At 43.2% G+C, this 14892-nt stretch carries 10 protein-coding genes; 6 read left to right on the forward strand and 4 right to left on the reverse strand.

The window, feature by feature from the left end:
- Positions 1-394: 394 nt before the first annotated feature.
- The 3 genes from ACT3TU_RS11160 to ACT3TU_RS11170 all read left to right on the forward strand — a co-directional run bounded on the left by ACT3TU_RS11160 (position 395) and on the right by ACT3TU_RS11170 (position 4338).
- The gene (locus ACT3TU_RS11160) at positions 395-1822 is read left to right on the forward strand and encodes a cytochrome c (protein WP_192524317.1); all 1428 of its coding nucleotides are present in this window, start codon (positions 395-397) and stop codon (positions 1820-1822) included.
- Positions 1823-2030: 208 nt separating this feature from the next.
- A complete protein-coding gene (locus ACT3TU_RS11165; RefSeq protein WP_192524316.1) occupies positions 2031-3632 on the forward strand; it encodes a flavin monoamine oxidase family protein in 1602 nt (533 codons plus the stop codon).
- A 73-nt stretch (positions 3633-3705) separates the two neighbouring features.
- On the forward strand, positions 3706-4338 hold the full coding sequence (locus ACT3TU_RS11170; RefSeq protein ID WP_413038386.1) for a c-type cytochrome: 633 nt from the start codon (positions 3706-3708) through the stop codon (positions 4336-4338).
- Positions 4339-4483: 145 nt separating this feature from the next.
- Here the strand turns inward: ACT3TU_RS11170 and ACT3TU_RS11175 are convergent, their stop codons facing one another.
- From ACT3TU_RS11175 to tolQ, 4 genes are all read right to left on the reverse strand, one after another.
- On the reverse strand, positions 4484-5791 hold the full coding sequence (locus ACT3TU_RS11175) for a translocation protein TolB (RefSeq protein WP_444784378.1): 1308 nt from the start codon (positions 5789-5791) through the stop codon (positions 4484-4486).
- A 306-nt stretch (positions 5792-6097) separates the two neighbouring features.
- Positions 6098-7033, reverse strand: a complete 936-nt coding sequence (locus tag ACT3TU_RS11180; RefSeq protein ID WP_192524314.1) for a cell envelope integrity protein TolA — start codon at positions 7031-7033, stop codon at positions 6098-6100.
- 90 nt (positions 7034-7123) lie between these two features.
- Positions 7124-7582: a protein TolR gene (tolR, locus tag ACT3TU_RS11185; protein WP_192524313.1), complete on the reverse strand. Its 459-nt coding sequence runs from the start codon at positions 7580-7582 to the stop codon at positions 7124-7126.
- A 13-nt stretch (positions 7583-7595) separates the two neighbouring features.
- Entirely contained in the window at positions 7596-8321 is a 726-nt protein-coding gene (gene tolQ / locus ACT3TU_RS11190; RefSeq protein ID WP_192524312.1) for a protein TolQ, read from the reverse strand.
- A gap of 517 nt (positions 8322-8838) precedes the next feature.
- On the opposite strand from tolQ, the gene ACT3TU_RS11195 reads away from it, so the two are divergent.
- The 3 genes from ACT3TU_RS11195 (at position 8839) to ACT3TU_RS11205 (ending at position 14833) form a co-directional block, all read left to right on the forward strand.
- Positions 8839-10134, forward strand: coding sequence for an NCS2 family permease (locus tag ACT3TU_RS11195; protein WP_192524311.1), 1296 nt, complete (start codon positions 8839-8841; stop codon positions 10132-10134).
- 743 nt (positions 10135-10877) lie between these two features.
- Positions 10878-14129 (forward strand): bifunctional proline dehydrogenase/L-glutamate gamma-semialdehyde dehydrogenase PutA, encoded by a 3252-nt coding sequence (putA, locus tag ACT3TU_RS11200; protein ID WP_192524310.1) that lies wholly within the window; start codon positions 10878-10880, stop codon positions 14127-14129.
- Between the two features lie 11 nt (positions 14130-14140).
- Positions 14141-14833 (forward strand): 1-pyrroline-5-carboxylate dehydrogenase, encoded by a 693-nt coding sequence (locus tag ACT3TU_RS11205; protein WP_192524309.1) that lies wholly within the window; start codon positions 14141-14143, stop codon positions 14831-14833.
- Positions 14834-14892: the final 59 nt, after the last annotated feature.

Here is a 14892-nt window from a genome sequence, read left to right on the forward strand (position 1 = left end):
CAGTTATTCGTAGAATTATATCGATAATACGGCCTAAATATTAGCTTTATATTTCTTTAATGGTTGTTTTTTAACGGATTCATTGAAGTGTCTTTTTATTATAATATGAAAGTATATATTAATTTATCAAAATTGGAGTTAATCGATAGGTTCTTTAACTTTTGTAAAAAAATGAGTGTAATGAGTTACTAATTAAGTAATAGAGGCGAAATAGTCTTACATTAGTGAAGTGAGCAGACATTTTTTAGTAACTATCCATCAAAAACAGACTATAAATGTAATGGACTACCAATTAAATGATAAAAATAAACCGTCATAAAAATTTAGTTCAATATGCAATGTTACGCTCTAACCATTATTAAAACACCCTAGATGCCAGCTATAAGAGGATATTATGAAGCCACTTTCTGTGATGTTATCGATGCTTGCCATCGGCATTACCTCCAGCGCCGCAATGGCTGATGGTGCTAGCCTTCCTAAGGTGAGCCCAGCTAATAGCGATCTGGTCAATCGCGGTGCATATATTGCCCGTGCTGCTGACTGTATGGCCTGTCACGGTGAGGATTATACCGGTAGCAATACACCGATTGCCACACCGATGGGCGATATTTATTCGACCAATATTACCCCATCCAAACGCTACGGCATTGGTAACTATACTGAAGCCGATCTCAAAAACGCCCTACAAAAAGGCCGTGCGCCCAATCACATGCTTTATCCTGCTATGCCGTATCCTTCTTATAACGGTATGACGGATGAGGATATAAGCGCGTTATTTGCCTATTTACAAACGGTTCCAGCAGTTAATCAGGCACCAAAGCATAAAACAGATTTACCATTCCCGTTTAATATTCGCAGTCTAATGATAGGCTGGAATGCCATCAACGTACCATCAACAGAAAAACGTGATGGTCTTAATGAAACGCAACAACGCGGTGAATATCTGGTTAATAATCTAGAGCACTGTGGCACTTGTCATACGCCGCGTAATAGCACCATGGGTTTTGATAAGAGCAAGTACTTATCTGGTGCCCAGCTCGGCAACTGGCATGCGCCAAATATTACCCCTGATGAGTCAAGCGGTATCGGTAGCTGGAGTGAGCAGGATATCGTCACTTATCTGCGTAGCGGTGAGCTCGATCAACGTGCTTACGCTGGTGGCCCTATGGGTGAAGCGGTCGCGCACAGTACACGCTACTTAAAAAATGAAGACTTAAGTGCCATTGCTTCCTACCTAAAAGCGGTACCTGCTATCCAGACCGAAGATAAAGTGTCTGCTATAGATGTGTCGCGCTTGCCAACGCCAATGAACGAATCTATCACGCATGACTTACTAGCGCAAAAAGAATATTTGAAGCAGGCAAAAGCGGAAGTAGGTAATGGCAGTAACTCTCCAGAGTCATTATACCTGGCCGCTTGTGGCAGCTGTCATGGTGTTAACGGTTATGGTCAGCCTGATGCCCGCTATGCGCCTATCGTTGGGCTGAGCAGTATTCGCCGTGATAAGCCTGATGCACTGGTTAATATGATTCTTCATGGTGTGGAGGGGGCAACCAATACGTCGCCCATCATGCCAGGGTTTTCAGACGAGTTAAATAGCGAGCAAATCGCTGGTATTGCCAACTATGTACGCGTGAATTTTGGTGGCCTTGCTAGCAGTGATGTGAGTGCCGATGATGTCGATCGCATCGAAAACACTGGCGTTGATAAGCCTTTCTTGATTAAGTATGCAGGCTTACTGGCGATAATAGGTATTATCGTAGCGATTGCTATTATTGTGTTTATCATCCGAGCCATCTTGCGCTCTAAACGCCGCGCTTAGTTTGACTCTGTTTAGATAAAAGGCTAAACAAAGAAACTTATAAAGGCGTTTTAAACGCTTATTACAGTGCGAGAATTAAGGTTAGAACGGTAGTGTATTAAGACTTAGCAAGACAAACGTTCAACATAAACTGAGCTGATAATAAAAGTAAAAATGCAAAAGACGATTGCCTACCGTTATACACGACGTCTACTTCAAGGACATTATTATGAAAGACATGCTTCAATCACCCACGCGTCGCCAACTGCTCTCGATGATCGGTAAAACCGCTGGGGCAACTGCGATGTATCAGGCAATGACCACCTTAGGTTTTGCTTCCGAATCCACTTTTACGGAAGCAATGGATCTAAAAGGTGCCCCTGCTGGTGCCAGCATTGTTATTCTTGGCGCCGGTCTAGGGGGGCTCACCGCTGCTTACGAGCTACGTAAAGCAGGCTATAACGTTAAAGTGCTCGAATATCAAAACCGTGGTGGCGGACGCAGTTGGACACTAAACAGTGGTGATAAATATACCGAGCTTGGTGGCGAAGAAGTTACCTGTGATTTTGAAGAGGGTAATTATTTTAATGGTGGGCCGTGGCGTCTGCCCAGTCATCACTATGCTGTTTTCCACTATTGCAAACAGTTCGGCGTTGAGATGCAGCCATTTATTCAAACTAATGATCGTGCTTATCTGCACCGCAGTACTCATTTTGATGGCGTACCGCAGCGTCTGGGTGATGTAAAAAATGATATTCAAGGTCACGTGGCTGAACTACTGTCAAAGTCAGTTAACGTCGGTGGTCTTGATCGTTCGGTCAATACTGAGGATAAAGAGAAGCTGCTTGAAGGCTTAAAAGGCTGGGGCGTGCTCGATAAGGACTATCGTTACCGTGCTAGTAATGAGACTAGTAAGCATCGTGGTTTTAGTGTCTTTCCCGGTGGTGGTTTAATGCCTAATGCAAAACCATCAAAGCCTTTGCCTATCAGTGAAATCTTAGATTCAGGCATGTGGGCAGATATTTATGGCAATCATATGACCTATGGTCACCAACCAACCATGTTCCAGCCGGTAGGCGGTATGGGCAAAATCGGTGACGCATTCACCCGTGAATGTCGGGATATGATTGAGTTTAATGCAAAAGTGACCAAAATTCATCAAGATGAAAGTGGTGTCACCGTTGATTATGTCGATAGTAATAGTCCAGATGGTGCGACCAAAACCATACGTGCGGATTGGTGTGTCTGTAATATTCCATTAACGGTACTGACCCAACTCGATATTAATGTCTCAAAACCGATGAAAGAAGCAATGGCTGCGGTACCTTATGAGACCTCTTATAAAGTTGGCTTGGAGTTCAATCGCCGGTTTTGGGAAGAAGATGAGTGGATCTATGGTGGTTTGACTTATACCGATATGCCCATTGCGCAGATTGCCTATCCTTCAGAAAATATGTTCAAAGATGGTCCTGGGGTATTATTAGGTGCTTATGGTTATGGTCCAACCTCTTATAAGTTCAATAGTCTGACTCCAAAAGAGCGTATCAATGTTGCGCTTGCTTACGGTAAATATATTCATCCCCAGTATACAAAAGAGTTCCGAGCGGGTACGTCAGTAGTGTGGCATCGTATCCCATGGACGCTCGGCTGTTATGGGATTTGGAATGAATCAACTCGTCGTCAGCATTACGACACTTTGTGCAGCATTGATAACCGTATTGTACTAGCGGGCGAGCATTGCTCACATATTCCAGCATGGCAAGAAGGCGCTATTCTATCTGGTATGGATGCCGCAAAGCGCCTACATCAAAAAGCAAAAATGCTGGGTTAAATACTTGGTTAATATGGATAACTATAAAAATTCAGAGGCTATCATGGACAATGCAATCGTGAAGAAAACAATCATGAAAAACATGACACCCAAACTGCTGACGGCGATGTTACTGAGTGTGATAAGCAGTGCAGCACTTTTAGGTTGTAGTCAACAGTCAGATGATGTAGAGACGGTGGCTAGTGAACAAGAGCAAGAAGGTATAACAACGAATGACTATCAAGCGAGCCGTAATACGGGCGCTTGGGGTGGGGTCTACATGAGTCGTGAGGAGCTTGCTGCATCTCCTATCAATATCGTTGATGACAGCTCACTGCCCACTATGGACAATGATCCAAGCATTATTAAGTGGGAAGCTAAGTTCGAAGGGACAAATGGTTTTGTGACAACGGATGGTAAAAAACTGTATCACGACTCTTGTGCGGCTTGTCATATGCATAAAGGCGAGGGTGCTTACGGTGCAGGCTATTATCCGCCATTAGCCAATAATAGCAAAATGCAATCGAAGTATTACATCATTGATATCTTGATTAATGGCTTCCGCGGTATGCCGTCATTCCACGGGATGATGAATAATGAGCAGATAGCTGCAGTTACTCAATATGTGGTCAGCGATTTGAATGGTTTTACCGATACCGTTACCGCTGAAGATGTGGCAGAACTGCGGCATGCCAATCCACCAGCTGGTGATCCAAGTGATGATTAACATTGTTTACTCTTTTCGCCAATAATTTTGAATGAAGTTATTAATATAAAAATACTTCGTCATTTTTAGCAAATACAAAAAAGCCCCCGATTTTGATATCGGGGGCTTTTTATGTTTGAGTTTGCATCATGGATAGCTTAATACTCTATTTTGGACTGGCTGACCATACTGGTGAACGAGCAATGCCTTGTACAGGTATATCAAATGACTGACCACTACTCAAAGATTTAATGGTTAGTTTGCCTTTACTGCCTTGTTTTGAGGCATAAATTACATTTCTGCCACTAGGTGAAAAGCTAGGTGCTTCATCAATACCTGTATTGCTCAAATCGGCAATGACTCCGTTGCTACTATTCATAATAGCCGCTGAACGACCATTTAAAAAAGCGATTTGTGAGCCATCGCTACTGAACTGCGGGTTGGTGGCATAACCGCTATTTGATACCTTGGTAGTACGTCCTGAGCCAAATTCATAACGATAAATCTGCGGCTTACTATTATTTTCTTTACCTGATGTAAAAAGGAAAGACTTGCCATTGGTGGCGTAATTGGGTTGTCCCTCAATAGAAGGCCAGTCAATAATTTTTCTTAATCCACCACCATTTGAGTTGATTTCATAAATATCAGCATTATCTCCCTCAAAGCTACTAGAGAATAGGATTTTACTGCCATCAGGGGAGAATGAGGGACTTAAATTGCTACCGGCATAAGGGGTGATGACCGTCGCTGCGCCGCCACTGACGTTCTGTACATAAATGACTGGATAGGATTGATCGCGTTGTATCGAATAAGCGATACGATTGCCATCGGGCGACCACGCTGGCGAAAAGATAGAGCCTGTTACTTTAGTGATGGTTTTGGTGTTTTCGCCATCAGCATCCATGACATTCAAGCGCGAAACCTTATCTTTACCAACGCCACTCTCTTCGATATAAGCAATTTGTCCTTCGAAGTCCCCTGGATTACCAGTAATCAATGAATAGATTTTATTAGCAATGACGTGCCCAGCACGACGCATACTATTAGCATCTTTATTTGTTGTCGAAGTTTGCTTGCCCTCAAGAATTCGTCCCGATTTAACATCCATCACTTCATAATCTGTGATGATTTTACCTCGGTTAGTACGCGTGCTACCGACTACGAGATAAGGGATGCCTAAATTTTGCCATACAGGTAAGGTACCAGATAGATCGCTACTACTACGCGGCTGCTGCGGTAGGTTTTGGCTGGTAATTTTTAGACCTTCTTTGCTCAAGTCATTTACGATAATGGGTGACAACACAGAGTCACCAGCAAAGGGCACAAAAGCCACTTGGTTTTGTTGGACTGGCGCATCTAAAACAATATCAAATTTAAGTGGAGCGGCTATTGAGTATATTGGCGATATTAGCAAAGGAGCCAATAAAAAAAAATTATAGTGTTTAAGTAGTGAATTAATTTTGAAAGGCATCATAAGTGGACCAAGGTTTAAGTAAGCAGATGTATACGAGAATCAAAGATAGTTAATATCTTACCATAAACACATTTTACTCTAGGTTAATATATAAAGAGTTCCAAGCCAAGAATTGTTTATTAGGGCATGTTCTCAACTCCAACGATACTATCTAAATGGACTAAAAATAGCTAATTTTTGCTAAACAACGTCAAATAGCTTATTAATATCCCGATATTATCCCCGTTTGGCTGCAATTCATCTCATTTTTATCGCCATTTTTGAAATGAGACTGCGCTCTAGTAGATAAGAGTTCAGACATACCTTTCATCTAACAGCGTTGGGTATAACAAGAGTTATTTCTAGATCTTCATAGTCTGTAGGATTGCTTAAGTCGATGGATAAAGGACTTGCTGAGTCTACCGCCGTCTCCGCTGCCTTATTTGAAGCTACGCTGCCATTTTTTGCTGTAACCTTGTCAACGTTGCCAAACCTATCAACTTTGATAACAAGTCTTATCGTCTGACCCGATTCATTACTAGGATATACGTATTTGCTTTTTATTTCGTTACTTATCTTAGTGATATACTGCTGTTTTGACTCTTTACTACCACTATCGTTGGTAGTTTTGCTGCCATCAATAGCACTAGAATTATTCAATGTACCGTCTGTTGCTAGATTCAATGGGTCGTTATTTATTGTATTAGTAGTAGCAAGCTTTATTTTACCCTCATTAGACTTAACAATTTTCGGATTATTTTCTATTTTTTTCAGTATAGTTAGCTCTTCTTGCTCAGCTAAATGATTTTTATTCTTTTCATCTCTTGGAGCTTGGATTCTATCATTGGCATCTTGTTCCATCTGTCTATTAAACGCTTCCATGTCTGCGTCATGGTTTTCGCTTATAGACCTTTCTGATTTCATAAATACCGGCACTTTTTGCGAGCTTGGCTGAGCCGATACTGGGCTGCTGTTGCCAGTAGAACTATCAAACACTTCGGTTGATGGAGCGCTGGCAAAACTACTGGCCGCTTCAGCCGCCGCTGCACGATTGGCCAATATCTGCCCTTGCATCTCCGCCAGCTGTTCAGGCGAGACCATAACAGTCTCAATACTACCTGCCGTTTCTATTTCAGTCTTGTGATTGGTATAAATTAATATACCAATCACAAGACCATGAGCAAGTAAACTTAGAAGTGTAGGCAGTGTCAGTCCATTACCTTCAGGTTTGGTCGGCACGTAAACGCCAGGAGCATTATGCATGGTAGGGGCACTCAGAAAGATAATATTTGAGGACAAGGTTCATCAAATTATCTACTTTATTATAACGAGCTAAACTAAAAATGTGATTCATTACAATGAAGGTGTGGGTAGGGGAGCCCCTGTCAAGAGCCCTACCTTTTGGATACCTGCTTGTTGTAAGGTAGCCATGAGCGTCACAATGGCGCCATATTGATTGTTTTGATCCGCATTAATCATGACTTGCACCGGCTGAGCGTCTGTATTGCTGCTTTGGTTTTGTAGATTGGACAGCGTGTTAATCAGTTCTGGCTCACTGATGGGTAAATCGACATTATTCTCATAACTGATAAAAATCTCACCATTGTCGGTTAAGGACACAATCACTGGCAGCTGGCTTTGACTCACGGTGTTGGTTTGCTCCTTTGGCAAATCAACATCGACACCTGTAATCAGCATTGGTGCGGTGACCATAAATATGACGAGTAATACCAACATCACGTCGATATAGGGAACGACATTCATCTCCGCATTGAGTGCTTTTTTTTCACGGCGATAGGGACTTTGTTTCATGGTTTCATAGCCCTTATACCTGACCCGATACTTGAGATACAGTAGATTGCGTTTCTTTACTAACGATGCTTTCTGCACTGGTCTCGCGCTGGAGCATACCTGTCATTTCATCACAAAATAACGCTCGTGAATCATACAAGCGGCTGGACTTAGCGGTAAAGTGGTTATAGGCCAATACCGCTGGGATAGCGGCAAACAAACCCATCGCCGTGGCAATCAATGCCTCAGCGATTCCAGGGGCGACGGCAGCTAGGGTCGCTTGCTCAGTTTGCGATAAGCCTAAAAATGCATTCATGATGCCCCAAACGGTACCGAATAAGCCGACGTAAGGCGCCACTGAGCCGATACTTGCGAGCGTGGTTAGTCCTGACTCTAGTAATAGCTGCTGACGACCCAATCCGACTCGTAGTTTACGTTCAACCCCATCGATGATGTCATCTTTAGGCTGACGTTTTTTATGCATTCTTAAGTATTCAGAAAACCCCACATAAAAGATTTGCTCAAGCCCTTGGCGCTCAGGCGAGCCTTGAACCCCTTGATAGAGCTTGGCCAAATCTTCACCTGACCAAAACCAAGTCTCAAATTGCTGATCGAAGTTTTTGGCCGTACCGAGCCGCGCACTCATACGAAAAATAATCACCCAGCTGAGCAAAGAGGCTAACAATAATAATGCCATTACGAGCTGAACCAGCAGGCTTGCTTGAGTAATAAGGTCGATAATATTTAATGATTCAGGCATGTAAGAGACTCATGGATGATTAATAATAGTCAATCGAAACGGTGCTTTCGTATTTGTATCAACCCACTAGTGTACTGTTAATCCAGATAAATATCATTATAAATGTGCATTTAGCACATTTATAATGATATTTATAAAAAAACAATGACAGCGTATCTATTTTATAATATTGTCGATATGGTCAACTAATTTGCACTGTTGTATTTAGAAGGTGGTTACATTCATTGAAATTGTAAGACAATTTCACTAAAATGTTATTGCTTGTTGCTATCATATTTATGATGGTTTTGTGTTTGCCAAATTATGTGTGGCTAAAGGATTAAAAGCATCATCTCTAACCTTAGTTTGTTAGCGTCATTTACAGTCGCAATTTGGAAGCGTCATTTATCGTCGCAATTTAGGTGTATTTTTATATGTTTGATTTAAACGCAGCATCGAGCGTCGCAATTTGGAAGCGACACTTATCAATACAGTTAGATAATGATAATTTACTTACTGCAATTTGGAAGCGACTCTTATGAACGCAATCGAACGATATTTTGGGATCAATGGTGAAAACACCACGATCAAAACGGAGATTTTAGCGGGTGTAACCACGTTCTTGACGATGGCCTACATCATTTTTGTTAACCCTAATGTTCTTGCTGACGCGGGTATGGATAAAGGCGCGGTGTTTGTTGCCACTTGTCTTGCTGCTGCGATTGGTTGTTTTATTATGGGGCTTTATGCTCGTTTACCAGTCGCCCTCGCGCCTGGGATGGGACTTAATGCCTTCTTCACTTATGGCGTCGTTTTAGGGATGGGCTATGCGTGGCAAACTGCGCTTGGAGCCGTGTTCTTGTCAGGTTGTATTTTTATCCTGTTAAGCTTATTCAAAATCCGTGAAGTCATAATTGATGCCATTCCACAAAGCTTAAAACAAGGTGTGGTCGCAGGTATTGGTGCATTCTTAGCCTTTATCTCGCTACAAACGGCAGGCATCATCGTCAATAATGATGCGACGTTGGTTGGACTTGGCGATATGACCACGTTTTCACCTGCAATGGCAGCGTTAGGCTTTATCGTCATTGTCGGTCTGTCATATAAAAAAGTACCAGGTGCGGTTACCATTGGTATTTTGCTAGTAGCACTTATCAGCCTACTAACGGGTAACACTCAGTTTACGGGTATCATATCTGCACCGCCATCAATTGCGCCAACTTTGATGCAGCTTGATATCGCTGGCGCGTTCGACGTTGCCATGATTAGTGTTATTTTTGCTTTCTTATTCGTCGATTTATTCGATACGGCAGGGACGCTTATTGCGACGACCAGTCAAGCTGGTTTAATGGATAAAGATGGTAAAATTCCTAATATGGGTAAAGCACTGTTGGCAGATTCAACAGCAACGGTAGCAGGGACATTACTAGGTACGTCATCAACGACCAGTTTTGTTGAAAGTGTGTCAGGTATCGCGGCAGGTGGTCGTACAGGTTTAGTAGCAGTAACCGTTGGGGTATTGTTTTTACTGAGTATTTTCTTCTCACCACTCGCTGGTATGATTCCAGGCTATGCTACCGCAGGCGCGATTTTTTATGTAGCCGTATTGATGATAGCCACGCTAAAAGATGTCTCTTGGAGTGATTTAACGGAAGCGGCACCAGTTGTGGTAGTCCTATTGTTCACCCCATTGACCTATTCTGTTGCTGACGGTATTGCGCTTGGGTTCATTACTTTTACAGCTATTAAAGTCGTTGCTGGTAAATTCTCTGATATCAGTATTGCTGTTTGGTTATTGACTGCCGTATTACTAGCCAAAATTATATTTATATAATAGGTCAATTAACGCGTAAGTTTACATTGAAGTAACAGACCGTTTTATTCTCTAAACCCTTCTTATCATCAATGATAAGAAGGGTTTTTTACACCTAAAAATAAAATATCTTACTGAAAATGTGTACAAGTGTTTGATTCATAAACCAATTAATTGGTGCTAGTAAACAATAATTTATAACCAAAGTGACATGTTTGTAGAGGTGTCAATAACTATTTGTTTTTAAACAATATTATGATTGGTTAAAATGAGTAAAATCGTTAGTTGGATATTTTTTTTTCATGCTACCATGACAACGTTAAGCGCATCACCTCAATCAACGCCGTAGAGGTTTTTCTTATCAGTGAATTAGCGTCATACAGACGGCAATTCGAGCGAGTAGAATATCACTTAATTTTGATCGCCAACATTGCTGTTACCCTCCTTTCACTACTAACAAGAAGAAGGCACTAATGCCGCTTAGCTGTTCGTTGTTGCCTTTATATTGTTAACGTAGCCCGTTTAACATTAAAACGACCTACTTAACCGTTTCCAGCCTATGCTGGATTTTCTCGTTTTGTGATGGCGCCGTTTGGTCTTTTGATTATGGTTGTCTGTATTATTGATTAATAACTATCGATGAATTGCTACTAAAAACCGTAGTAATTAACAGGTATTGATTAAGAGATGATGCTGGTTATCGGCAATCAAACTTCCTAATGCACCATTTATTATGGTTTTTAAACGATAGTTATGGAGTTGTTATGAACCCAGTGGACCAATTTACCCCACAAGAGCCGATTTTATTTAATCCGCTCGATATATTAAAACCTGAATACCTCCGTCAGTCGTCGAACGAGCTGTTTTCACGTATCTCACCTTTGTATAGTGTGGACGAAGAACGCTGGTTAACAGACTTGTTGCCACTGGCTAAACCCAGTGATGCAGAACGTGAAGATGCCGCCACGCAGACTCGTCAATTGGTCGAGCATGTGCGTAATGATGGCAAAGCTGTAAAAATGGTTGATTCATTGTTGCTTGAATACAGCCTCGATACCCAAGAAGGTATTTTGCTGATGAGCTTGGCGGAGGCCTTGATTCGAGTACCAGACAATTACACGGCTGATGCGCTTATTCACGATAAGATGAGTGTAGCAGATTGGAAAAAGCATATCAAAAATGACAATGGTTTTATGGTCAACGCCTCAACATGGGGTATGATGATGACCGGCCGTGTGGTGAGTATCGATAACAATACCACAGCGTCAGGATTCTTAGATCGTATGACTAAGAAGATGGGTGAGCCGGTCATTCGCAGTGCGATGCAAAAAGCCATGCGTATCATGGGGCATCAGTTTGTATTGGGTGAAACCATCGAAGGCGCCAATAAGAACAGCCAGCCATATCGTAATAAAGGTTATACCTACTCATTCGATATGCTCGGTGAGGCGGCGATTACGCATAAAGATGCTGAAAAATATTTTAACGACTATTTACATGCGATTAAATCTACCGCCAGTATTAAAGTTAAAGAAGGCATGCCAAAGCCATCGGTCTCTATCAAGTTATCTGCACTGCATCCGCGCTATGAAGCCACGCAAGAAGCGCAAGTGATAGGGCTACTACGCCAACGTTGCTTGTTGCTGATAGAAGCCGCACGCGAGGTCAGTGTCGACCTAAGTATCGATGCCGAAGAAGCCGATCGCCTTGAGATTTCTTTGAAATTATTTGAGTTGCTATATCGTGATAATTTGACAGCTAACTGGGATGGTCTGGGTCTAGTAGTGCAGGGTTATTCTAAACGTGCCATTGCTATTTTAACTTGGATGGTAAGTTTGGCCGCTGAAGTTGGCGACCGTATTCCAGTACGTCTAGTAAAAGGCGCATATTGGGATACTGAGATTAAATTGGCACAGCAAAAAGGCCTGTCAGGCTATCCTGTTTGGACACGTAAAGAAGGCACAGATACTGCCTATCTTGCTTGTGCGCGCTTCTTACTATCAGAGCATCTACGCGGATTAGTCTGGCCACAGTTTGCGACGCATAACGCGCATACACTGGCGTCAATTATGACGATGAGTGCGCATAGAGATTTCGAGTTCCAGCGTCTGCACGGTATGGGCGATGCACTTTATGATCATATCCTACAAGCTTATCAAATCCCTGTGCGTATCTACGCACCCGTCGGTGCACACAAAGATTTGCTACCGTATCTAGTACGTCGCTTGCTCGAAAACGGTGCCAACAGCTCGTTTGTCCATCAGTTATTAGATAAGTCTTACCCTATTGATAAACTGACCGTACATCCGTATGACAAGCTATTAACTAATGATACTTTACACAATCCTGATATTCCGCAGCCATTAGATATTTATGGCGAACGCCGTGCCAGTTTCGGGCCTAATATATTCACAGAGTCGCAATGGCTACCGTTTAAAGCAGCTATCGACAGTCATTTGCATAAGACTTGGTCAGCGACTTCTATTATCAATGGTAAGGCTATTGATAATTATGAAGCAGATGGTGATACTCATAAGCTCGAGACCCAAACTGTGCGCGCGCCTTGGAACCATGAAGTGATTGCAGGCGAAGTGAAATATGCCAATGCGGATATTGCACAACAAGCAATCGATGCGGCGGTCGCCGGGCAAAACGCGTGGCAGAATGTACCCGCTGCCAAACGTGCTGCTCTATTGCGAAAAACAGCTGACTTGTACGAAGAAAATTACGCTGAATTGATGGCGCTATGCCAAGTCGAAGCGGGTAAAACCATGCAAGACAGCATTGATGAAATCAAAGAAGCAGTCGATTTCTGCCGTTTTTATGCTGATGAAGCAGAGCGTTTAGAAGCCAAAGTTCATGAGTTCACAGATTTGGCTGGTAAACAGTCGCGTCAAGTTTACAAAGCACGTGGTACTTTCGTTTGTATCAGTCCGTGGAACTTCCCATTGGCCATTTATACTGGTCAAATCATGGCAGCATTGGCAGCAGGCAATACCGTGGTAGCGAAACCTGCTGAGCAGACCAGTCTGATTGCTCATTTTGGCGCCCAACTGATGTACCAAGCGGGCATACCAGCAGAAGCTTTGCAGTTAGTGATAGGCGCGGGCGACGTTGGCGGAGCATTGACCGCTGCTGACAATATCGCAGGGGTTATCTTTACTGGTTCGACCCAAACGGCTCAACGTATCAATCAAAGTTTAAACGACCATGCACAGTCTAGTGGCGAATTGCCGGTACTCATCGCGGAGACTGGTGGACAGAATGCCATGATTGTTGACTCAACAGCACTGCCTGAGCAAGTGGTCAAAGATGCCGTATTGTCTGCTTTTGGCTCAGCAGGACAGCGTTGTTCAGCCTGCCGAATCTTGTGCGTACAAGAAGATATGGCTGATAACTTGATCGAGCTGTTGCAAGGTAATATGGCTGAATTGGTGGTTGGTAATCCACTATATGCGGCCACAGATGTGGGCCCAGTCATTGATAGCGATGCCAAACAAGGTCTTGAAGCACATATCGAGCGTATGAGTACTGAGCCGACGGCCACTATTTTGGCCCAGACTCCCATGAGTGCTAGCTCAGTCGTTAGTCAAGAGCAGTCTACCTTTGTACTACCAACGGCGATTGAAGTAAAAAGCATCGATGTGATTGGCGGTGAGCATTTTGGTCCCATTCTGCACGTGCTGCGCTACCAAGCGCGTGACTTAAATAAGCTCATTGATGCTATTAACGGAACAGGTTTTGGGCTGACGCTAGGCATTCATAGTCGTATTGAAAATACCGCTGAGCATATCGAGCGTCGCGCGTTTGTGGGTAACACCTATATCAACCGTAACCAAATCGGTGCGGTGGTCAACGTCCAGCCATTTGGTGGCTGTGGTCTGTCTGGTACTGGCCCTAAAGCGGGCGGTCCACACTATGTGGCGCGTCTGATGCAACTGAGTACTGAGTCAGCAACCAATACCGCAGCCCCTGAAAACCAAGTCCAATTATCCACACCAACAGAACTCGCATAAGGAGTAGCAACATGGCGACTGAATTCAAAAAAAATCATGCCCAGGTTTGTGAATCTTGGCGATTACTTGGCGCAGTCAATCGCGCAACCTATCTACAAGCAGCCATTCCAAAGCTGGCGCTACTAACTGGTGATGCCAACAAAGCAAAGCGTTTGTTTAATCATCTATTGAGCGCTGCTCCGGCATTAGATGAAGTGCATCGTATGACTGGCGCAACTGGTGAAACCAATGACTTGTATGTCACTGCTCGTGGCAAAACCATGGTTGTTGGTGGTGAGTCTGCTCGAGCAATGGCAGTATTAGGGCAGCTCATAGCTGCACTATTGACAGGCAACGAGGTGATATTACATTGCCCTAGCCAAGATGAGATGTGTAGTGAGGCGGCAAAAATTCTCTATGACACTGGTATCAGTGACGATGTGTTGAGCGTTGCCAATGACTCGCAAACGATCACGCTGTTATATATTGATCGGCTTGCACAAGTGGCTGTCGCTGGTAATCAAAGCGAAGTACAAGCAGTCAGCCAAGAGCTTGCCAACACTGATGGTATTTTAACCCAAGTCATCAGCGTTACTGATATGGAAGGCTTGTCGGAGATGCTCACGCTGGATTATCTCCATCGCTTCGTCACTGAACGGGTAAGAACCATTAATACCACCGCTATCGGTGGTAATGCTAGCTTACTGGAGCTTGGCACAGAGTAAATAGTTATATCAGTTCTATACTGAATAGCGTAAAAACCAAGGTCAGCGATTATTTATTG

Origin of the sequence: Psychrobacter sp. AOP3-A1-26, from assembly GCF_052378235.1 — a bacterium.
Lineage (GTDB): Bacteria > Pseudomonadota > Gammaproteobacteria > Pseudomonadales > Moraxellaceae > Psychrobacter.